Genomic DNA, 19,373 nt, shown 5'->3' on the forward strand with positions numbered 1-19,373 from the left:
TCCCATCCGTCCCCTGGTCGCAAGCTTCTCCAACGAGCTCCGTCCATCCGCCGGACGGGGCCCCCGGGGAATGGTGTCAGATCAACGGCGGAGCACGGGCTGCTGCCCCGACGCTCGTCCCCCGAAAACCCGGACCCCGGCATGCGGCCACCCGGCGTTGCGAGGGCGACCGCCCCCAACCCTACCGGCCCTTATGTACGGGGGTCAGTGCTCGGGCGACTCAACCGGGGCCGAAGTGACCAGTTCTGTCAGGACACCGTGGCAATCCTTGGGGTGCAGGAAGGTGATCCGCGACCCCATGGAGCCGATCCGTGGCTCCTCGTACAGAACGCGTACGCCCTTTTCGCGGATGGCGGCTGCGTCACCGTCGACATCCGGCGTACCGAAAGCGATGTGGTGGACGCCCTCGCCGTTCTTCGCCATCCACTTGCCGACCGCCGAGTCCTCCCGGGTCGGCTCCAGCAGCTGGAGGTAGGAGGCGCCGCCGTCGGACGTCTCGTTGATCTTGAGCATGGCCTCGCGCACGCCCTGCTCCTCGTTGACCTCGGTGTGGAACACCTCGAAGCCGTACGTGGCCCGGTAGAACTCGATGGTGGCGTCCAGGTCGCGACAGGCGATCCCGATGTGGTCGATTCGCGTCAGCATGGATTCAGTGCAGCGCTCCTGGGATGGTTACGCAACGTGCGCGCGATCACACCGAAGGGCCGATGACGCATGAAGTACCGGTCAGTACATTCGAAGTAAACCCTCGTTCACTCCTCGGCTGTGCAGGCCGGTAAGGGGATCGCAGCTCATGTCTTCTGGAACGACCAGCACTGTGATCGTCGCGGGCGCCCGTACGCCCATGGGGCGGTTGCTGGGCTCGCTGAAGTCCTTCTCCGGAGCCGACCTCGGCGGCTTCGCAATCAAGGCCGCCCTCGACCGTGCGGGCATCGGCGGCGACCAGGTGCAGTACGTGATCATGGGGCAGGTGCTCCAGGCCGGGGCAGGACAGATCCCGGCCCGCCAGGCCGCGGTCAAGGCCGGCATCCCGATGAGCGTCCCGGCGCTCACCATCAACAAGGTGTGCCTGTCCGGCCTCGACGCCATCGCGCTCGCCGACCAGCTGATCCGCGCCGGCGAGTTCGACATCGTGGTCGCCGGCGGCCAGGAGTCCATGACCAACGCCCCCCACCTGCTCCCGAAGTCCCGTGAGGGCTTCAAGTACGGCGCGGTGGAGATGCTCGACGCGATGGCCCACGACGGCCTGACCGACTCCTTCGAGGGCATCGCCATGGGCGAGTCGACCGAGAAGCACAACACCCGCCTCGGCATCCTGCGCCCCGAGCAGGACGAGATCGCGGCGCTGTCCCACCAGCGTGCCGCCGCCGCGCAGAAGAACGGCATCTTCGAGGCCGAGATCACCCCGGTCGAGATCCCGCAGCGCAAGGGCGAGCCGGTCGTCTTCAGCAAGGACGAGGGCATCCGCGGCGACACCACCGTCGAGTCGCTGGGCAAGCTGCGGCCGGCCTTCGCCAAGGACGGCACCATCACGGCCGGCACCTCCTCGCAGATCTCGGACGGTGCGGCGGCCGTGGTCGTGATGAGCAAGGCCAAGGCCGAGGAGCTGGGCCTGGACTGGCTCGCCGAGATCGGCGCGCACGGCAACGTGGCCGGCCCGGACAACTCCCTGCAGTCCCAGCCGTCCAACGCCATCCAGCACGCCCTGAAGAAGGACGGCCTGGAGGTCTCCGACCTCGACCTCATCGAGATCAACGAGGCTTTCGCCGCGGTCGCCGTGCAGTCAATGAAGGACCTCGGCGTTTCCACGGAAAAGGTGAACGTCAACGGTGGCGCCATCGCCCTGGGTCACCCGATCGGCATGTCCGGTGCCCGTCTCGTGCTCCACCTGGCGCTCGAACTCAAGCGGCGGGGCGGCGGCGTCGGCGCGGCCGCGCTGTGCGGTGGCGGCGGCCAGGGCGACGCCCTCATCGTGCGGGTGCCCAAGGCCTGAGCCTCCGGTACGCCGGGGCCTTCGCATGCGTGCGGCCCCGGCACGCCCGGGCCCTCGGTACGCCCGAGTTCTCTGTACGTCGGTGAAGTGAACGGAGCTGTTTGATGCAGGACGTCTCCTCTCTGGTGGCCCAGGCCAGGGACGGCCGGCCGCGGGCCGTGGCCCGGCTGATCTCCCTGGTGGAGGGGGCGTCCCCACAGCTCAGGGAGGTCATGGCAGCGCTGGCCCCGCTGACCGGCAACGCCTATGTGGTCGGTCTGACCGGCTCGCCCGGCGTCGGCAAGTCCACCTCCACCTCCGCTCTGGTCACCGCCTACCGCAAGCAGGACAAGCGGGTCGGCGTCCTGGCCGTCGACCCGTCCTCGCCGTTCTCCGGCGGCGCCCTGCTCGGCGACCGGGTCCGTATGTCGGATCACGCCTCCGACCCCGGCGTGTACATCCGCTCCATGGCCACGCGCGGCCACCTCGGCGGCCTGGCCTGGTCCGCGCCCCAGGCGATCCGTGTCCTGGACGCGGCGGGCTGCGACGTGGTCCTGGTGGAGACGGTCGGCGTCGGCCAGTCGGAGGTGGAGATCGCCTCCCAGGCCGACACCTCCGTGGTCCTGCTGGCCCCGGGCATGGGCGACGGCATCCAGGCGGCGAAGGCCGGAATCCTGGAGATCGGCGACGTGTACGTCGTCAACAAGGCGGACCGGGACGGCGCCGACGCCACGGCGCGCGAACTGAACCACATGCTGGGCCTCGGTGAGGCCCGCGGCCCCGGCGACTGGCGTCCGCCCATCGTCAAGACCGTCGCGGCCCGCGCCGAGGGTGTCGACGAGGTCGTCGAGGCCCTGGAGAAGCACCGCGCGTGGATGGAGGAGCACGGCGTCCTCGCCGAGCGCCGTCTGGCCCGCGCCGCCCGCGAGGTCGAGACCATCGCGGTCACGGCCCTGCGCGAACGCATCGGCGACCTGCACGGCGACCGCCACCTCGGCGCCCTCGCGGAACGCATCGTGGCGGGCGAACTGGACCCCTACCGCGCCGCGGACGAGCTGGTGGCAGGACTGACCGAGAGCTGACCGGGCCCGGCCGACACAAAGCTGTGTCTGACCTGGCCGGTACAGAGTCATGCCCGAGCCTGGCCGGTACAAAGCCGTGGCCTGCACCGGCCGTCCGCTGCTACCTTGACCGGCATGTTCCTCCTCATGGCATAGAGCGCACACCCGCGCCCGCGTACGCAGCCGACGCACGACCGTCGGCCGACGCGGCGCTCCGGTGTCCCCTCTTCATGCCTTCACGTGAGGAACTTCTCGATGTCCGCGTCCACGTCGCCCTGCCCTGCCCTGCCGTCGCGGCCCTCCTACGCCGCCGTCCTGCGCGTCCCGCACGCGCGCCGCACCTTCACCGCTGCGCTCACGGCCCGCCTGTCCTACGGGACGGTCTCGCTCGCGGTGATGCTCTCCGTCACCCGCGCCACCGGGTCCTATGCCGTCACCGGCGCCGTCATGTCCCTGTTCGGAGCCGCGACGGTCTGCCTGATGCCCCTGCGGGCCACTCTCGTCGACCGGTACGGCCCGCGCCGCGCCCTGCTGCCCATGGCGATGGTCTACGGCACCCTGCTGTGCGCCCTGGCCGCTCTGACCTGGCGCCCCGGGGCACCGGCGGCGGCCATCGCCACGGCCGCGGCCCTCGCCGGCGCCTGTGCACCCCCGCTGGGTCCCACGATGCGCGCCCTGTGGTCCGAACTGGTCGCCGACCGGCGCCTGTTGCAACGCGCCTACAGCCTGGACGGCGTCGCCGAGGAACTGCTGTACGTCTCCGGCCCGGCCCTGGTCGGCGTGCTCGTGGGCTTCGCGCCGCCGGCCTCGGGCATCCTGCTCAGCGCCCTGCTGATCGTCTTCGGTACGGGTGCCTTCGTCACCTCGCCCGCGATGCCCGGCCCGCGCCCCGCGCCGCGCGGGGAGAGCCGGCGCGGCACCGTCCGCGGCCTGCTGGCGCCGGTCGCGGTGGCCGCGGGCGTCGGTCTGGCGCTGAGCGGCATCGACCTGCTGGTGGTGGCCTTCGCCGCCGAGCGGTCCCACGACACCGCCGTGGTGCCGTGGGTCCTCGGTGCGCTCTCGGCGGGCAGCGCGGTGGGCGGCCTCGCGGGCGGGGCGGTCGACTGGCGCATGCCCGCCCGGGTCCGGCTGGCCGCCTTCGCGGCGGGTCTCGGCCTGGTGCTCGCCGCGGCGGGCCTCGCCCCCGGCCTGTGGACGCTCACGGCGGCCATGGTCTGCGCGGGAGCGTTCATCGCACCGGCGCTGACGACGGCGTACCTGCTGGCCGACGAGACGGCGACGGAGGCCTCGCGCACCCAGGCCGGGGCCTGGGTGAACGCCGCCGTGAACGCGGGCGGTTCGACCGGGGCGCTCGCCACGGGCCTGCTGATCGGCCGGCTGCCGCTGAGCGTGGTCTTCCTGCTGGCGGGCGGCACGGCCGTCGCCGCGGCGATGGTGGCGGGGGGTGTGAGGAGCAGCCCGTCGTGGGGGTCCCCCCGCCCGGGCGAAGCCGAGAGCGGGGGAGCGTAAGGACGGGGCCTGTCCAGGCTCGGCAGAGGGGAAGGAGGGTGGCTGCCTCCAGGGCGGGGTACCCCCGGCACCCCGGAGGCGTCACCCGGGCTCAAGGACGCCCCCGCTGCCCCCTCAGGTGGTCGGCGATCGGCTTCAGTGCCTTGTCCAGCTCTGTCAGCGCCTCCGGCGACAGCAGATCGATGAAGTGCTTGCGCACCGACGCCACGTGATGCGGAGCGACCTTCTTCATCGTCTCCAGCCCGTGATCGGTCAGGACCGCGTACAGCCCCCGCCGGTCCGACTCGCAGTTCTCCCGGCGCACCAGGTTCGCGTTCTCCATGCGCGTGATCTGGTGCGAGAGCCGGCTCTTGGACTGGAGGGTCGCCGAGGCCAGATCGCTCATCCGCATCCGGTCGTCGTCCGACTCGGACAGATTTACGAGGATCTCGTAGTCGTTCATCGTCAGGCCGAACGGCTGCAGATCCTTTTCGAGCTGGTACGTCAACAGCCTGTTGACCTCCAGGTGGGTGCGCCAGGCGCACTGCTCCGCATCGGTCAGCCAGCGCGTGGCCGTTTCGGTCTCCATGAATGAAGTCTACCTAAGAAGTTGAATGACGAACTACTTCGGGTGGTGTGACAGTGCGCACGCGTTCGACGTCACACTCCGCAGACTACCGCTCACAGCCCGAAGCGACGCTGGAGGTCCCCCAGCTGTCCGGGAAGGCGCGGTGCGCCCGACGATTGCGGACCGTGTCCACCCGGTACCGCTGAGCCACCGCCAGGCACCCCCGGCTCGGCCGGGACCGCCCCCGTTTCCGGCTCCGCCATGAGGGTCTCGCTGGACTGCAGCAGGACCGTCCCGGCGCCCACGAACTCGAACTGGTGCTCCTCGCCGGAAACCCCGCCGAGGCCAGTCATTGCACGTAGTCCGCCCAGGACACCCGTGAGGTACCCGTGGTCGTAGTGATGGCAGGGGGACGGGCAGTCGGCCCACCCGACCAGTGCCTGAGGGTCCACCCGGATCGGAGGTTCCATGAACACCACCGGACCGTTAGATGCGGCCACAAACTTTCCGGTTCCGATAAGGGTCAGAAATCCCGGCACGATCGACTGCTTGAGTGCGAGAGTTGGCTGAAAAGCGAGCAAGTTGCCCGCGCGAATGGTCAAGTTCCCGTCGTCCAGGTCGTAGGAGTTGACGTCGAAGGCCCGGTCGGCCAGCAGCATCTTCCCCGAGCCCGCCGCGACGACCCAGTCGCTCGCGTGCAGAGGCGAATGGAACGAGGTACGGACAAGTCGGTCGAGTCGCCCGTGCCCGATGCCGTTGAACTCGATCGCCCCGTAGTAGGCGATCATCTTCCCCTTCTGCAGGAACCACTCCCCGCTCTTGAGCTCGACGCAGAACGTGTACTTGTTCACGTTGTCGTCGGCGGGCAGCGTCATCGGGTCGTACACCACCGGGCCGCCGGGGGTCCCGTACGCGCTCACAGCTTCTCCTCCGAGGCCTGGACGTACACCGTGCCGCTTCCGCTCAGCTCCAGCTGGAACGCCTCGCCGGAGCCGCGGCCCACCATGTCGCGCCAGCCGAGCGCGGTGGACAGCTTGTTGCGGACCTCGCCGTGGTGGGCGACGTACGCCTGCGGGTCCACATGGACCGGACGCTGCGGGGTGATCGGGATCTCGAAGACTCCGCCGTGCGCCATCACGGCCACGGACCCGTGGCCCTGCAGGGTCGTGGTGAAAAGCCCCTGCCCGGTGACCTGCCCCCGCACCAGGCCCATGACGCCGCCCTGCGAGCCCATGAACATCGTGCCCTGCCGCAGGGTGCCCTCGAAGGCGAGCAGCCGGTCGGCCTCGACGTACAGGGTGTCGCCGGAGAGGTTGATGACGTGCACGTGGTGGCCGCCGTGCCCGAAGAAGACGGTGCCGGTGCCCTCGACGGACATCAGCGGAGTCGCCTCTCCGGCCGCCCGCCGCCCGATCATGGACATCAGCCCGCCCTGGCCGCCCTGGAGATTGGGCGTGAAGGACACGTCTCCGCGGTAGGCGAGCATCGCCCCGCGCTGGCTGAACAGCCGCTGCCCGGGCAGTACGGTCGCCTCGACCATCTTGGAGTTGATCTCCCGGAAGCTCATCTCACACGTCTCCCGCGATCGTGTTCCGCTCGCTCGGCTGCACATAGACCAGCCCGTCGCCCTCGAAACGGATCTGGAAGGCCTCGCCGCCGCCCTCCCCGAAGAACGTGCGGAACGTCACACCGGACTGGAAGGACTGCCGGACGTTCCCCTGGTGGGCGATGTACGCGCCCGGGTCGACGATCAGCGGGTACTGCGGGCTGACCCGGAGCACCACGGCCGGACCGTCCGACATGACGGCGGCCTGGCCGTGCCCTTCCACCGTCGTGGTGAACAGTCCGTTGCCCTGCGAGGCGCCGCGCAGTCCGGTGAACGTCGTGCCCGTTCTCAGCCCCGCGTCGGTCGCGAGGAGGTTGCTCGACTCCACGTAGAGCTTGTCCCCCTGGAGCTGCACGAGATTGATCTCCGAGGCGCGGTCCGCGAACCAGCAGGTCCCCTGTCCTCTCACCTCCATCACCGTCATCTGCTCGCCGGTGAGCCGCCGGGTCACCATCCCGCGCAGCCCCTCACCGCCGCCCGTCAGCTTCTTGAAGGCCATCTGCCCGTCGTACGCGACCATCGAGCCGTTCTTCGCCTTCACGGCATCCCCGGTCATGTCGACGGCGAGCACCTTGCTTCCTTGGAGTCGGAACATCGCCACGCAGTGAACGTAGCGGCGAGGTGGGTGGGCGGAACAGGGCCCGTGGGTGGAGAGCGACCCTGTGCGCACCCCTAGGGACACTGTTTGCCACAATGGGCGAACGCTTGTGCTTCCGTTCACAAAGCGGATCACGAAGCGGATCGACGAAGCGACCGCGCCTCAGCGACACTCCCACCGAAGGTGACCCGTGGACATCAAGACCGCATCCGCCATCCGCCGACTTCGCCTGGTCTCCGTGCCGGAGGGCATCTCCTGGATCGTGCTCGCGGCCTGCACGATCATCAAGTACACGGTGGCTTCGGGCTTCAACGCCGCCCCGGTGCTGGGCCCGATCCACGGCGTGCTGTTCATCCTCTACGTGATCTTCTGGCTGGACGCCTGGAACCGCACGAAGTGGAGCAAGGGGACGGGCGCCCTCTACTTCGCCTACTCGATCATCCCCGGCGGCGGCTTCATCGCCGAGCGGCGGCTGCGCCGTGAGTCCGAGGACGCCGTCATCGCCGCCCGCGCCCGCAAGGAAGGGGTCGTCAACGCATGATCGTCGCCTTCTCCGTGACGCCGCTGGGCGTCGGCGAGGACGTCGGGGAGTACGTCGCCGACGCCGTCCGCGTGGTCCGCGAGTCGGGCCTGCCCCACCGCACCGACGCCATGTTCACCTCCGTCGAGGGGGAGTGGGACGAGGTCATGGACGTCGTCAAGCGGGCCGTCGCCGCCGTCGAGAAGCGCGCACCGCGCGTGTCCCTCGTGCTCAAGGCCGACATCCGGCCCGGGGTGACCGACGGGCTCACCTCGAAGGTCGAGACCGTCGAGCGGCACCTGGCGCAGTAGTGCCGGCCTCTGTGCGTGAACCCCGGCCCGTGCGGCCGGGGTTCGTTCGTACGCGCGTTTGAGCGACCGCTCAAGGAAGGTGTATTTTTCCCACGCACATCGTTTGAGCAGTCGCTCAAACACTGTTCTGACGTGGGGGAACACCATGGGTCTCTACATAGAGACGCGTATCCGCGCCGACCTGGACGAACTCTGGGCGCGCACCCAGGACCCCGCCCAGCACCGGCGCTGGGACCTGCGGGTCCGCGAGATCCAGTACCTCCCGCGCACGCACGGCCGGCCGCGGCGCTTCCGGTACGCCGCACGCGTGCTGCCGTTCCTCACCGTCTCCGGCACCGGAGTCGCCGCGAGCGAGAAGGACGGCCCCGACGGCAGCCGCACCTCCGCCCTGCGCTTCTCCTCCCGGCACCCGTTCTCCCCGGTCGCCGAAGGCAGCGGCTACTGGCGCTACGTGCCCGACGGTGGCCAGGGCGTCCGCTTCCTCACCGGCTACGACTACCGTCCCCGCGGGGGCGCCTTCGGCGCGATGGCCGACCGGCTGGTGCTGCGGCCGCTGACGGGCTGGGCGACCGCCTGGTCCTTCGACCGGCTGCGGCTGTGGCTGGAGCGGGGCATCACCCCCGAGCGGGCCCTGGCCAACTGGCTCGCCGAACTGGTGGTCCGGGCGCTGGTGCTCACCATGTGCTGCGCCGGCCTGGGCCTGGAGCCCGTCGTCCGCGTCTTCGGCGAGTTCGCGGCAGCCGTGGCCTATCTGTGCCCGCTGCTGCTCATGGTCGCGATGTCGCTGGCCCTTCTGAAGGAACCGCTCGCCTGCACCCCGGCGGCCCGCCGCTGCCTGCGCACCCCGGTCACCCAGGCGTGCACACCCCGTGTCCTGCGCACCCTGGAGAAGTACGGATGACGGCGACGACCTCGGAGGTGACGCGCGCATGAGCGCGGAGCGGGGGAAGGACCACGAGGCGCGAGAGAAGAACCGGGAGGTGCGGGGCAGGGAACGGGAGGTGCGGGACAAGGACCAGGAAGCGCGGGGGAAGGCCCAGGAGACCAAGACCAAGCTGCTGGAGGGCGCCCTGCGCACCCTCACCGAGCAGGGCATCGCCAAGACGTCGGCCCGTACGGTCGCCTCGGCGGCCGGGGTCAACCAGGCGCTGGTCTTCTACCACTTCGGATCCGTGGACGAACTGCTCGCGGCCGCCTGCCGGTACGGCGCCGAGCAGGCCGTGGCCAGATACCGCACCCGGCTCACCCCCGTCGGCTCCCTCTCCGAGCTTCTCGCCGTCGGCCGCGAGATCCACGAGCAGGAGCGGGCCGGTGGCCATGTGGCCCTGCTCGGTCAGCTGCTGGCCGGCGCCCAGACCCACGCCGCGCTGGGCCCGGCCGCCGCCGCCGGGCTCGATCTGTGGATCGCCGAGATCGAGCGGGTGCTGCGGCGGGTGCTTCCGGCGACGCCGCTCGGGGAGTTCGCCGACCCGGCGCGGCTCGCGCGCGCCGTCGCCGCCTCCTTCGTCGGCATCGAGCTGTACGAGGGTGTCGACGAGGAAGGGGCGCGGGCGGCACTGGACGCCCTCGAACAGCTCGGTGCGCTGGTCGCGGTCCTGGAGGAGCTGGGGCCGGTGGCTCAGAGGGCGGTTCGGCAGCGGTTGCGTCGTCGGGGGGCGCCGTAAGGGGTGCGTCGTGGGGGGCGCCGTGGGGTGCGCCGTGGGGGTGTGGGTGGTCTTCCGGGTGCGGGTTCGTTGTGGCTGGTCGCGCAATTCCCCGCGCCCCTTGGGTTGGGTGCGTCGGTCGGGGTTGCCCAGTGATGGTGTCAGTCGCTTGTCGGGCGCGGGTGTGTTGTGGCTGGTCGCGCAGTTCCCCGCGCCCCTTGGGTTGGGTGCGTCGGCCGGGGTTGCCCAGTGATGGTGTCAGTCGCTTGTCGGGTGCGGGTGTGTTGTGGCTGGTCGCGCAGTTCCCCGCGCCCCTTGGGTTGGGTGCGTCGGTCGGGGTTGCCCAGTGATGGTGTCAGTCGCTTGTCGGGTGCGGGTGTGTTGTGGCTGGTCGCGCAGTTCCCCGCGCCCCCTCAGGTGGGTGCGCCGGCCGGTGTTGTCCAGCGAGGGGGTTGATCGTTCATCGGTTGCCGGCCCTGTGCCCCTTTGGGGCTCAGCCCCCCGATGCCAGGGCAATCCCCAGGGGGGTTCGTTCGTAGAGGACCTGGTGGCCGTAGCGGCGGGTGGTCAGCAGGCCCGCGTTCCTCAGGACCGTCAGGTGGGCCGACACCGACGAGGGGGCGAGGCACAGGCGGTGGGCCAGGGCGGTGGTGGTCGCGGGTTCGTCGAGCCCGGCCAGCACCGCGGCGCGGTTGGGGCCGAGCAGCCGTACGAGCGCCTGCGGGGTGCGGTCGGCGGGCTCGGCCCACAGGCCGGCGATGCCCCGTGCGGGGTAGACGACCGTGGGCTGCCACGGGGGATCGAAGCCCGTGATCACGTCGGGCCAGGAGAACACGCTCGGCATCAGCACCAGGCCCTGTCCGCCGAGATCGCGTGCGTACTCGCCGTGCAGCGGGACCGTCAGCGTGCGGCCGTTCCAGGACAGCCGCGCATCCAGTTCCGGCAGCAGCGTGCCGAGTCCCACCTCGGCCAGCCGCCGCGAGTGGAAGGCCACGTCCGCCTCCAGCAGCGCCCGCAGCCGGGGCCACTCCGGCTCGACCAGCACCCGCCAGGCCTCCTGCGTCGCATCCGCCAGCTCCCGCACCATCCGCGCCGGATCCGCGAGCCAGGCCCGGCCCCGGTCCGACTCCAGGGCCCCCGGGGTGCAGGCGAGCGCGCGGGCGGTGTCGTCCCGGGCCGCCTCCGGATCGGCGCCGCGCACGGCCGCGATCTCCTCCTCGAAGGTGGCGGCGGGGGAGATCGGCGGCGGGCCGAGCCAGTCGGGGGAGTGCCCCCGGCGGGGCATGAGCAGCCACAGCGGTGCCAGGTCGAGACCCGCCGCGGCCGCGCGGATCCGGCGCAGCCAGGGCGCGTGATAGCCGTGCCGGTCGGGCCGCTTCAGCGTCCGTACCGCCTCCTGCGTCTCCCACAGCGGCGACACGGCGAACCGGCAGCGGAGAAAGTCGTCCTCGCGGAAGTGCAGACGTGAGGCCACTGCGATCCCCTCGGTCGGTCGTATGCGCCCTCGGGCGGAGCATCCCAGGGCGGAGCGTCCCAGGGCGGAGCCTCCTCGGACGGAGTGTCCTCAGGCGGAGCTTCCCCGGACGGAGCCTCCCCGGCCTGGAACATCCGGCCTGGAGCGCTCGCCCTGGGGCACTCGGCCCGGAGCGCTCCCCCTGGAGTACTCGGCCCGGAGCGCTCGCCTCCTGGAACATTCGGCCCGGAACATTCAGCCCGGAACATTCAGCCCGGAGCGCTCGGGCCGGAGCGGCGGGCCGGAGCGGTGGGGCCGGAACATTCGGGCTGGGCCGAAACTCTACGCCGACGGGGGCGGGCGTGGGCACGCTGCGCGGCATGTCCGCATCCTCCGAGGCCGTGGCGCCCGCGCGCGCCGGCTACGGCCGCGTCCTCGCCGTACCCGAGTTCCGGGCGGTCTTCGCCGCCCACGTCCTGTCCATGCTCGGCGTGATCGTCAGCGAGATCGCGCTGTCCGTCCTCGTCTACGACCTCACCCGCTCGCCCCTGATGAGCGCGCTCACCTTCGCGGTCGGCTTCCTGCCCCACGCGGTCGGCGGCACCCTGCTCGCCTCGGTCGCCGACCGCCTCCCGGCCCGGCGGGTGCTGGTGACCTGCGACCTGGTGTGCGCGGGATGCGTCGCGCTGATGGTGGCCCCGGGCGCGGACATCGCCGTCCTGCTCGCACTGCGCTGCTGCCTCGCCGTCGTCGCGCCGGTGTTCGCCGGCACCCGGATGGCGACCCTCGCGGACGTCCTCGGCGGCGGCGAGCCGTTCGTGCTCGGCCGCTCCCTGCTGCGGATCGTCGCCCAGAGCGCGCTGCTGGTCGGATACGGCCTCGGCGGTCTGCTCCTCACGGTCGTCGGTCCGCGGCACGCGCTGCTGATCACCGTCGGTACCTTCCTCGCCTCGGCCGCGCTGCTGCGCCTCGGCACCCGCCACCGGCCCGCCCGCGCCCGGCAGCCGGGGGAGCCCGGGCCCGGCGCCCGCCGCCTCTTCGCCGACCGGCGCGTCCGCGTGCTGCTCCTGCTGTTCTGGATGCCCGCGATGTTCTCCGTCGTCCCCGAGGCGCTGGCCGCGCCCTACGCCGACGCGCTCGGCGCCGGATCCGCCGGCCTCGGCCTGCTGATGTGCGCCCTGCCCGTCGGCACGGTGGCCGGCGAGCTGTACGCCGGGGCGCGGCTCGGTCCCGCGGCCCGGGAGCGGATCGCGCTGCCGCTGCTCTGCCTGACCCTGCTGCCCTACCTCGGCTACGCGCTGCACCCCGGCCTCGTGCCCTCCCTGCTCCTCCTGCTCCTGTCCGGGGCGGGATCGGCGTACACGCTGGGCCTGGACCAGTGGTTCGTCCGGGCGGTGCCCGAGGAGCTGCGCGGGCGGGCCATGACCGTGCTCAGCGCCGGGCTGATGACGATCCAGGGCGTCGGGATGGCGCTGGCGGGGGCAGCGGCCCAGGTCATGGGGGTGCGGGCGGCCGTCGTGGGGGCCGGGGCGCTCGGTGTGCTGTGCTGCGGCGCCCTCGCCCTGGCCTGCCGGGCGACCGAAAGCCGAGACGGGGCTGACCGGCATATGACCAGCCGGTAGGGTCTGATGGCGTGCCCAAGCCTCTCAGCCTTCCCTTCGACCCCATCGCCCGTGCCGACGAGCTCTGGAAACAGCGCTGGGGAAACGTGCCCGCGATGGCCGCGATCACCTCGATCATGCGGGCGCAGCAGATCCTGCTGGCCGAGGTCGACGCGGTGGTCAAGCCGTACGGTCTGACCTTCGCGCGCTACGAGGCGCTGGTGCTGCTCACCTTCTCCAAGGCCGGCGAGCTGCCGATGTCCAAGATCGGCGAGCGGCTCATGGTGCACCCCACCTCCGTGACGAACACCGTCGACCGGCTGGTGAAGTCCGGTCTGGTGGCCAAGCGCCCCAACCCCAACGACGGCCGCGGCACCCTCGCGGTCATCACCGACAAGGGCCGCGAGGTGGTCGACGCGGCCACCCGCGACCTGATGGCGATGGATTTCGGCCTCGGAGCCTACGACGCCGAGGAGTGCGGGGAGATCTTCGCGTTGCTCCGTCCGCTGCGGATCGCGGCACACGATTTCGACGAGGAGTGACCCGGGGCAAGATCTCCCGGAACGGGTGGTTACGCTCGTCGGCATGAAGAAGAGCGTGCTGACCCGCTACCGCGTCCTGGCCTATGTCACCGGTGTGCTGCTGGTCCTGCTGTGCCTGAGCATGATCGCGAAGTACGGGCTGGACGTCGACGGTGCCGCCGACGTCACCCGGGTCGTCGCCATCGCCCACGGCTGGCTGTATGTCGTCTACCTGGTCTTCGCCTTCGACCTGGGCTCCAAGGCGAAGTGGCCGGTCGGCAAGCAGCTGTGGGTGCTGCTGGCGGGGACGATCCCGACCGCCGCCTTCTTCGTCGAGCGGAAGATCAGCCGCGAGCTGGAGGCCAAGGCGGCCACCCCGGCTCCGGCCGTCGCCAAGGCCTAGAAACCCGCTCCGGTCGCCGCCGGGCCCCCGGTCCGCTCCGGGCCGTCACCGCCGTACGGCACCCGTGCGGCGGTTGCCCATCGACATTTACTTGGACGTCCTAGTAAATTCGGGGGTATGGACGCTCACGCCATCGAGGAGGGCCGCCGTCGCTGGCAGGCCCGATACGACGCCGCGCGCAAGCGCGACGCAGACTTCACCACGCTCTCCGGCGACCCCGTGGAGCCGGTGTACGGGCCCCGACCGGGCGACACGTACGAGGGATTCGAGCGGATCGGCTGGCCCGGGGAGTACCCCTTCACGCGCGGGCTCCATCCGACCGGCTACCGCGGGCGCACCTGGACGATCCGGCAGTTCGCCGGGTTCGGCAACGCCGAGCAGACCAACGAGCGCTACAAGATGATCCTCGCCGCGGGCGGCGGGGGTCTGTCCGTGGCCTTCGACATGCCGACTCTCATGGGCCGCGATTCCGACGACCCGCGCTCGCTCGGCGAGGTCGGGCACTGCGGGGTGGCCATCGACTCCGCCGCCGACATGGAGGTCCTGTTCAAGGACATCCCGCTCGGCGACGTCACGACCTCCATGACCATCAGCGGGCCCGCCGTGCCCGTCTTCTGCATGTACCTGGTCGCCGCCGAGCGGCAGGGTGTGGACCCGGCGGTGCTCAACGGCACGCTGCAGACCGACATCTTCAAGGAGTACATCGCCCAGAAGGAGTGGCTCTTCCAGCCGGAGCCGCACCTGCGCCTCATCGGCGACCTCATGGAGCACTGCGCGGCCGGCATCCCCGCCTACAAGCCGCTGTCCGTCTCCGGCTACCACATCCGCGAGGCCGGGGCGACGGCCGCCCAGGAACTGGCCTACACGCTCGCGGACGGGTTCGGGTACGTCGAGCTGGGCCTCTCGCGCGGGCTCGACGTCGACGTGTTCGCGCCCGGCCTGTCCTTCTTCTTCGACGCGCACCTCGACTTCTTCGAGGAGATCGCCAAGTTCCGCGCGGCGCGGCGCATCTGGGCGCGCTGGATGCGGGACGTGTACGGCGCCAAGAGCGAGAAGGCGCAGTGGCTGCGCTTCCACACCCAGACCGCGGGTGTCTCGCTGACGGCCCAGCAGCCGTACAACAACGTGGTGCGTACGGCCGTGGAGGCGCTGGCCGCGGTGCTCGGCGGGACCAACTCGCTGCACACCAACGCCCTGGACGAGACCCTCGCACTGCCGAGCGAGCAGGCGGCGGAGATCGCGCTGCGCACGCAGCAGGTGCTGATGGAGGAGACCGGCGTCGCCAACGTGGCCGACCCGCTGGGCGGTTCCTGGTTCATCGAGCAGCTGACGGACCGCATCGAGGCGGACGCGGAGAAGATCTTCGAGCAGATAAGGGAGCGGGGACTGCGGGCACACCCCGACGGGCAGCACCCGATCGGGCCGATCACCTCGGGCATCCTGCGCGGGATCGAGGACGGCTGGTTCACCGGGGAGATCGCCGAGTCCGCCTTCCGCTACCAGCAGTCGCTGGAGAAGGGTGAGAAGCGGGTCGTGGGCGTCAACGTCCACACCGGGTCGGTCACCGGGGACCTGGAGATCCTGCGGGTCAGCCACGAGGTGGAGCGGGAGCAGGTGCGGATGCTCGCCGGGCGCAAGGCCGGGCGGGACGAGGGCGCGGTGCGGGCGGCGCTGGACAGCATGCTGGCCGCTGCGCGCGACGGCTCCAACATGATCGGTCCTATGCTGGACGCCGTCCGTGCGGAGGCCACGCTGGGCGAGATCTGCGGGGTGCTGCGGGACGAGTGGGGGGTGTACACGGAGCCGGCCGGCTTCTGAGCCCGGCGGGCACAGGGGGGGATCGTGACCGACGAGACGGTGCTGGCCTCCCGCTGGGGAGGCAGACCGGAGTCCGCGTCCCGGTGTGCCGAGCGGCTGGCCCTGTTCCTGACCGGGCTGGGCGCTCTGCACCCCGGTCTGCGGGACTGGGACGGCCTGGTCGGCGACGATGAGAGCGTCCCCCCGGAGTCCTGGCCGCTGCGCCCGGAGCCGGCGGAGCTGGAGCCGTTCGTACGGGCCTGCGACGAAGGCGGACGGGGCTTCCGGCTGGTCCTCATGTCCCCGTCCCAGGACAAGTCGCTCTCCGTCGACAGCGGCCGCGACGGAATGTCGGGCATCGACAACTCCGCCTTCCTGTGGTTCAGGGAGCCTGCCGGGACCGTGCTGCAGGACCTGGGCCCCGAGGTGGTCGAGGGCCTGCTGGAGGCGGTGGCCGGCGCGTGGGAGCCGGAGTGGGCCACCTTCATCGGTCTCTCGGCGTGGGAGGCCGAGAGCGGGTGGCGGCGGAGCCGGCCCACCGGCCTCGCCACCTACGTGGCCGGGTCTCCGGCGGAGATCCTGGCGGAGGTTCCCGGCCTCGCCGTACGAAAGCTCGGGCGCGGAACGCTGCTGACCCGCCCGTGGGCGGGGTGATCCGGCTCAGCCCTCCGCGGCGCCCGTGAGCCCGAGCAGCAGTACCCGTGTGAAGTCGTGCACCCACTCCGCGTCCGCCGGCTTGCCGCTCACCAGCGTGCGGTGGACGACCGCTCCCGCCACCATGTCGAAGATCAGGTCCCCCGTGCGGGCGGCCTCCACCTGGTCCGGTTCCGGCGGGAGTTCGCCACGGCACTGGGCCCGCGAGCGGCCCTCCAGGACCAGGCCCATCTGGCGTTCCACGATGGACGCGCGGATGCGCTCGCGCAGCGCGTCGTCGCGGGTCGACTCGGCGACGACCGCCATCAGGCCGCTCTTGGCCTCCGGACGCGCCAGGATCGCCGCGAACTGCAGGACCACGCCCTCGATGTCGGCGGCCAGGCTGCCGCGGTCGGGCAGTTCCAGCTCGTCGAAGAGTTCGGCGACCGCGTCCACCACCAGCTCGTGCTTGCCGGCCCAGCGGCGATAGAGCGTCGTCTTTGCAACCCCGGCCCGCGTCGCCACGTCTCCGAGGGTGAGCCTGGACCAGCCCAGCTCCACCAGCGCCTGGCGCGTGGCCGCAAGGATCGCGGCATCCGCGGCGGCGCTGCGCGGGCGTCCGGGTCGGCTGGCGGGGGTGCGGCTCTGCATCCCACGACCATAACCGGCCGTTCTCCCGGCGTCGTGAGAGAGATCACCGGGGCGTGGTGTCGCGGGGGCCCCGCATGGCATTACGCTACGGGTCGTAGCGAAAGCTCGTGAGGGACGTACACGAGCGACGACCACCGGCGCCGGGTGGGGACCCCGCGCCACCCACACCACTTTTTCCTTCATGCACCGGATCGGGGGAGGATAGACGCATGCAGCCACGGAACATGTCCATGAGCGGTGTCGTCGACCTCGCCGCGGTGAAGGCGGCCCAGGACGCCAAGACCAAGGCCGAGCAGGTGCGCGCCGAAACCGCCCGGCAGGGCGGGGCGGGGGCAGTCTCCCCCGCCGATCTCGTCATCGACGTCGATGAGGCGGGATTCGAACGCGAAGTCCTGCAGCGCTCCGCCGAAGTACCCGTCGTCATCGACTTCTGGGCCGAGTGGTGTCAGCCCTGCAAGCAGCTGAGCCCGGTCCTGGAGCGACTGGCCGTCGAGTACGGCGGGCGCTTCCTGCTCGCCAAGATCGACGTCGACGCCAACCAGATGCTGATGCAGCAGTTCGGGGTCCAGGGGATCCCGGCCGTCTTCGCCGTGGTGGCGGGGCAGGCGCTGCCGCTCTTCCAGGGAGCCGTCGACGAGCAGCAGATCCGCCAGACCCTGGACCAGCTGGTGCAGGTCGCCGAGGAGCGCTTCGGCCTGACCGGCCTGACCGTCGACCCCGACGCACAGCCCGGCGGCGTCCCGCAGCAGGCGGCGCCCGTCGGACCGTACGACGCCCTGCTGGAGGCCGCCGTCCAGGCGCTGGACGCGGGGGACCTGGGCGGTGCCGTCCAGGCCTACCAGAACGTGCTGAGCGACGACCCGGCCAACACGGAGGCCAAACTGGGTCTCGCTCAGGCGGAGTTGCTCCAGCGTGTGCAGGGCATGGACCCGCAGCAGGTGCGCAAGGAGGGGGCCGAGAAGCCGGCCGACGTCGCCGCGCAGATCGCCGCCGCCGACCTCGACCTGGTGGGCGGTCATGTGGAGGACGCCTTCGGGCGGCTCATCGAGACCGTGCGGCGCACGGTGGGTGACGAGCGGGACACGGTGCGCCGTCGCCTTCTGGAGCTGTTCGAGGTCGTGGGCCCCGAGGACCCGCGGGTGGTCGGGGCGCGCAGGGCGCTGGCGCGGGCGCTGTTCTGACCAGTTACTAAACGCCACGGCTTGTGACGCCGAGGTGAAAGATTTGCCGACGAGGTGTCAGGGCGGCTCCGCTTTACCGAATCTTGGTAATCGGGGCCGCTGTTACTCGGAGTAAATCAGAGCCGTTGATCTGTCTGGTTTCGTCCAGGGATCAACGGCTTTGCTCTGCCCTCTGATGCCACCGAGGGTGGTACTCCGAGACCTCTGGGTCGTTGTTCGGTTATCCGGCCGTTACTAGCCAGTAACGAACCCCCTTGTGCCCGGCGCGAGAATGCACCACGATCGGCGACGCTCGGTCCATTCCCGCACCCCGGCAACCGGTCGGGTCACGGGAGACTCTGGGTCCCCACCGAGCAGAGTCGGCGGCAGTGGCGCCGGCTCTAGGACAGGGGGGTCTTCGCCGTACGGCGAAGCCTGTCCAGAAGGTTGTGCGTGATGCGTGTCAGGCGCGACCAGTGGTTGTCGCTCGGGGGTGATCGCCGGTTATTCGGGCGCGGTTCGTGCCTCCGAGTGCAGGCGCTCTCCTTCCCGAGGACGTAGCACTTCTCCCATCCCTGCCTGGCTGAGCCGCCGACTGGGGCGAGTCCGGGCCAGGAGATGTACGTCCGAGAAGGAGGAAATATGGAGTCCCAGGTGCGTGGCGGGACCAGATGGAAGCGCTTCGCTGTGGTCATGGTGCCCAGCGTGGCCGCGACGGCCGCGATAGGTGTCGCCCTCGCGCAGGGCGCTCTCGCCGCTTCGTTCAGCGTTTCCGGACAGTCGTTCAAGGTGTCGGCCGATGAGCTGGTGGGTACCGGCTTCTCGCAGTACGGCGCCATCGACAGCGGTTACTCGATGGACGGCAAGAAGACGGCCCACCCGGTGGCCGTCTCGGCCTTCAAGCACGCCGACATCACCAACCTGTGCCAGTCCGTGGTCACCCCGGACGTGCCGATCTTCGGATCCGTCAGCCTGATCCTGAGGGCCGGCGGCGCGGGTGCCGACAAGGTCCAGGCCGACAACATCTACATCGATGTTGCCGACCTCAACGCCGATGCGACGTTCGACAACATCGACATCGGTGTGGCCGCCAAGGACGCCGGCAAGGGTCCGGGCATGAAGGGCGGGGGCGAGCAGGCCAACCCGTACGGCTTCGCGCAGCAGGCCGACAAGGCCACGCTGGAGCACGTGAAGCAGACGGCGTGGGCCACCACCGCCGGAACCTTCAAGCTGAGCGGCCTGAAGATGTCCGTGTCGACGGGTTCGCACGAGTGCTACTGAGCACTCGCTGATGGGCGGGGGAGCCGGTGGCGCCCCCGCCCGTCCACACTCCGGCCGCGTCTTCACGCGCGGCACACATCACCACCACAGCAACGCCGCACCAGGG

21 protein-coding genes are annotated in these 19,373 nt (G+C 70.9%); 14 read left to right on the forward strand and 7 right to left on the reverse strand.

All coding sequences use genetic code 11. The features are described from left to right. Positions 1-204 precede the first annotated feature (204 nt). Entirely contained in the window at positions 205-645 is a 441-nt protein-coding gene (gene mce / locus ACFZCP_RS03415; RefSeq protein ID WP_362692397.1) for a methylmalonyl-CoA epimerase, read from the reverse strand. A 148-nt stretch (positions 646-793) separates the two neighbouring features. Between mce and ACFZCP_RS03420 the strand changes: the two genes are divergently transcribed. The 3 genes from ACFZCP_RS03420 (at position 794) to ACFZCP_RS03430 (ending at position 4,542) form a co-directional block, all read left to right on the forward strand. Beyond that, positions 794-1,993 (forward strand): acetyl-CoA C-acyltransferase, encoded by a 1,200-nt coding sequence (locus tag ACFZCP_RS03420; protein WP_391423580.1) that lies wholly within the window; start codon positions 794-796, stop codon positions 1,991-1,993. 104 nt (positions 1,994-2,097) lie between these two features. Further along, entirely contained in the window at positions 2,098-3,054 is a 957-nt protein-coding gene (gene meaB, locus ACFZCP_RS03425; RefSeq protein WP_391423582.1) for a methylmalonyl Co-A mutase-associated GTPase MeaB, read from the forward strand. 234 nt (positions 3,055-3,288) lie between these two features. Continuing rightward, positions 3,289-4,542, forward strand: coding sequence for an MFS transporter (locus ACFZCP_RS03430; protein ID WP_391423584.1), 1,254 nt, complete (start codon positions 3,289-3,291; stop codon positions 4,540-4,542). Positions 4,543-4,633: 91 nt separating this feature from the next. Here the strand turns inward: ACFZCP_RS03430 and ACFZCP_RS03435 are convergent, their stop codons facing one another. The 4 genes from ACFZCP_RS03435 to ACFZCP_RS03450 form a co-directional block, all read right to left on the reverse strand. Next, on the reverse strand, positions 4,634-5,110 hold the full coding sequence (locus ACFZCP_RS03435) for a MarR family transcriptional regulator (RefSeq protein ID WP_391423586.1): 477 nt from the start codon (positions 5,108-5,110) through the stop codon (positions 4,634-4,636). Between the two features lie 92 nt (positions 5,111-5,202). Then, positions 5,203-6,009, reverse strand: a complete 807-nt coding sequence (locus ACFZCP_RS03440) for an AIM24 family protein (protein WP_362692412.1) — start codon at positions 6,007-6,009, stop codon at positions 5,203-5,205. Further along, a complete protein-coding gene (locus ACFZCP_RS03445; protein WP_362692415.1) occupies positions 6,006-6,656 on the reverse strand; it encodes an AIM24 family protein in 651 nt (216 codons plus the stop codon). Before ACFZCP_RS03445 ends, ACFZCP_RS03440 begins: the two co-directional genes overlap by 4 nt. Before the next feature lies 1 nt (position 6,657). Beyond that, on the reverse strand, positions 6,658-7,290 hold the full coding sequence (locus ACFZCP_RS03450; RefSeq protein ID WP_362692488.1) for an AIM24 family protein: 633 nt from the start codon (positions 7,288-7,290) through the stop codon (positions 6,658-6,660). A gap of 193 nt (positions 7,291-7,483) precedes the next feature. Here ACFZCP_RS03450 and ACFZCP_RS03455 point away from each other — a divergent pair, with 193 nt between their 5' ends. From ACFZCP_RS03455 to ACFZCP_RS03470, 4 genes are all read left to right on the forward strand, one after another. Next, a complete protein-coding gene (locus ACFZCP_RS03455; protein WP_391423588.1) occupies positions 7,484-7,834 on the forward strand; it encodes a DUF3817 domain-containing protein in 351 nt (116 codons plus the stop codon). Beyond that, the gene (locus tag ACFZCP_RS03460; protein WP_391423590.1) at positions 7,831-8,124 is read left to right on the forward strand and encodes an MTH1187 family thiamine-binding protein; all 294 of its coding nucleotides are present in this window, start codon (positions 7,831-7,833) and stop codon (positions 8,122-8,124) included. Before ACFZCP_RS03455 ends, ACFZCP_RS03460 begins: the two co-directional genes overlap by 4 nt. A gap of 145 nt (positions 8,125-8,269) precedes the next feature. Continuing rightward, the gene (locus ACFZCP_RS03465; protein ID WP_391423592.1) at positions 8,270-9,025 is read left to right on the forward strand and encodes a hypothetical protein; all 756 of its coding nucleotides are present in this window, start codon (positions 8,270-8,272) and stop codon (positions 9,023-9,025) included. A gap of 28 nt (positions 9,026-9,053) precedes the next feature. Further along, positions 9,054-9,788 carry a TetR family transcriptional regulator gene (locus ACFZCP_RS03470; protein WP_391423594.1) on the forward strand — a complete coding sequence of 245 codons (735 nt, stop codon included), beginning with the start codon at positions 9,054-9,056 and terminating at the stop codon, positions 9,786-9,788. A gap of 472 nt (positions 9,789-10,260) precedes the next feature. Here ACFZCP_RS03470 and ACFZCP_RS03475 read toward each other — a convergent pair whose 3' ends face one another. After that, positions 10,261-11,241: a DUF5937 family protein gene (locus ACFZCP_RS03475; protein WP_391423595.1), complete on the reverse strand. Its 981-nt coding sequence runs from the start codon at positions 11,239-11,241 to the stop codon at positions 10,261-10,263. A 359-nt stretch (positions 11,242-11,600) separates the two neighbouring features. On the opposite strand from ACFZCP_RS03475, the gene ACFZCP_RS03480 reads away from it, so the two are divergent. The 5 genes from ACFZCP_RS03480 (at position 11,601) to ACFZCP_RS03500 (ending at position 16,196) form a co-directional block, all read left to right on the forward strand. Then, positions 11,601-12,842 (forward strand): MFS transporter, encoded by a 1,242-nt coding sequence (locus tag ACFZCP_RS03480; protein ID WP_391423597.1) that lies wholly within the window; start codon positions 11,601-11,603, stop codon positions 12,840-12,842. Positions 12,843-12,853: 11 nt separating this feature from the next. After that, positions 12,854-13,363: a MarR family transcriptional regulator gene (locus tag ACFZCP_RS03485; RefSeq protein WP_362692435.1), complete on the forward strand. Its 510-nt coding sequence runs from the start codon at positions 12,854-12,856 to the stop codon at positions 13,361-13,363. Positions 13,364-13,406: 43 nt separating this feature from the next. After that, entirely contained in the window at positions 13,407-13,745 is a 339-nt protein-coding gene (locus ACFZCP_RS03490; RefSeq protein ID WP_391423600.1) for a DUF3817 domain-containing protein, read from the forward strand. A 117-nt stretch (positions 13,746-13,862) separates the two neighbouring features. Continuing rightward, positions 13,863-15,563, forward strand: a complete 1,701-nt coding sequence (locus ACFZCP_RS03495) for a methylmalonyl-CoA mutase family protein (protein WP_391423602.1) — start codon at positions 13,863-13,865, stop codon at positions 15,561-15,563. 24 nt (positions 15,564-15,587) lie between these two features. Next, positions 15,588-16,196 (forward strand): Imm52 family immunity protein, encoded by a 609-nt coding sequence (locus ACFZCP_RS03500; protein WP_391423604.1) that lies wholly within the window; start codon positions 15,588-15,590, stop codon positions 16,194-16,196. Positions 16,197-16,202: 6 nt separating this feature from the next. Here ACFZCP_RS03500 and ACFZCP_RS03505 read toward each other — a convergent pair whose 3' ends face one another. After that, positions 16,203-16,826: a TetR/AcrR family transcriptional regulator C-terminal ligand-binding domain-containing protein gene (locus tag ACFZCP_RS03505; RefSeq protein WP_391423605.1), complete on the reverse strand. Its 624-nt coding sequence runs from the start codon at positions 16,824-16,826 to the stop codon at positions 16,203-16,205. 209 nt (positions 16,827-17,035) lie between these two features. Between ACFZCP_RS03505 and ACFZCP_RS03510 the strand changes: the two genes are divergently transcribed. Together ACFZCP_RS03510 and ACFZCP_RS03515 are read left to right on the forward strand one after the other, a co-directional pair. Further along, entirely contained in the window at positions 17,036-18,007 is a 972-nt protein-coding gene (locus ACFZCP_RS03510; protein WP_391423607.1) for a tetratricopeptide repeat protein, read from the forward strand. Between the two features lie 621 nt (positions 18,008-18,628). Next, positions 18,629-19,267: a DUF6230 family protein gene (locus ACFZCP_RS03515; RefSeq protein ID WP_391423609.1), complete on the forward strand. Its 639-nt coding sequence runs from the start codon at positions 18,629-18,631 to the stop codon at positions 19,265-19,267. Positions 19,268-19,373: the final 106 nt, after the last annotated feature.

It is taken from the genome of Streptomyces sp. NPDC007971, assembly GCF_042958635.1.
Taxonomy (GTDB): domain Bacteria; phylum Actinomycetota; class Actinomycetes; order Streptomycetales; family Streptomycetaceae; genus Streptomyces.

Coding starts and splice junctions, on each gene's coding strand:
- ACFZCP_RS03460 (WP_391423590.1), top strand. CDS start 7,831: ATGATCGTCGCCTTCTCCGTGACGCCGCTGGGCGTCGGCGAGGACGTC.
- ACFZCP_RS03465 (WP_391423592.1), top strand. CDS start 8,270: ATGGGTCTCTACATAGAGACGCGTATCCGCGCCGACCTGGACGAACTC.
- ACFZCP_RS03495 (WP_391423602.1), top strand. CDS start 13,863: ATGGACGCTCACGCCATCGAGGAGGGCCGCCGTCGCTGGCAGGCCCGA.
- ACFZCP_RS03505 (WP_391423605.1), bottom strand. CDS start 16,826: ATGCAGAGCCGCACCCCCGCCAGCCGACCCGGACGCCCGCGCAGCGCC.
- mce (WP_362692397.1), bottom strand. CDS start 645: ATGCTGACGCGAATCGACCACATCGGGATCGCCTGTCGCGACCTGGAC.
- ACFZCP_RS03510 (WP_391423607.1), top strand. CDS start 17,036: ATGCAGCCACGGAACATGTCCATGAGCGGTGTCGTCGACCTCGCCGCG.
- ACFZCP_RS03435 (WP_391423586.1), bottom strand. CDS start 5,110: ATGGAGACCGAAACGGCCACGCGCTGGCTGACCGATGCGGAGCAGTGC.
- ACFZCP_RS03470 (WP_391423594.1), top strand. CDS start 9,054: ATGAGCGCGGAGCGGGGGAAGGACCACGAGGCGCGAGAGAAGAACCGG.
- ACFZCP_RS03420 (WP_391423580.1), top strand. CDS start 794: ATGTCTTCTGGAACGACCAGCACTGTGATCGTCGCGGGCGCCCGTACG.
- ACFZCP_RS03450 (WP_362692488.1), bottom strand. CDS start 7,290: ATGTTCCGACTCCAAGGAAGCAAGGTGCTCGCCGTCGACATGACCGGG.
- ACFZCP_RS03430 (WP_391423584.1), top strand. CDS start 3,289: ATGTCCGCGTCCACGTCGCCCTGCCCTGCCCTGCCGTCGCGGCCCTCC.
- ACFZCP_RS03445 (WP_362692415.1), bottom strand. CDS start 6,656: ATGAGCTTCCGGGAGATCAACTCCAAGATGGTCGAGGCGACCGTACTG.
- meaB (WP_391423582.1), top strand. CDS start 2,098: ATGCAGGACGTCTCCTCTCTGGTGGCCCAGGCCAGGGACGGCCGGCCG.
- ACFZCP_RS03480 (WP_391423597.1), top strand. CDS start 11,601: ATGTCCGCATCCTCCGAGGCCGTGGCGCCCGCGCGCGCCGGCTACGGC.
- ACFZCP_RS03490 (WP_391423600.1), top strand. CDS start 13,407: ATGAAGAAGAGCGTGCTGACCCGCTACCGCGTCCTGGCCTATGTCACC.
- ACFZCP_RS03515 (WP_391423609.1), top strand. CDS start 18,629: ATGGAGTCCCAGGTGCGTGGCGGGACCAGATGGAAGCGCTTCGCTGTG.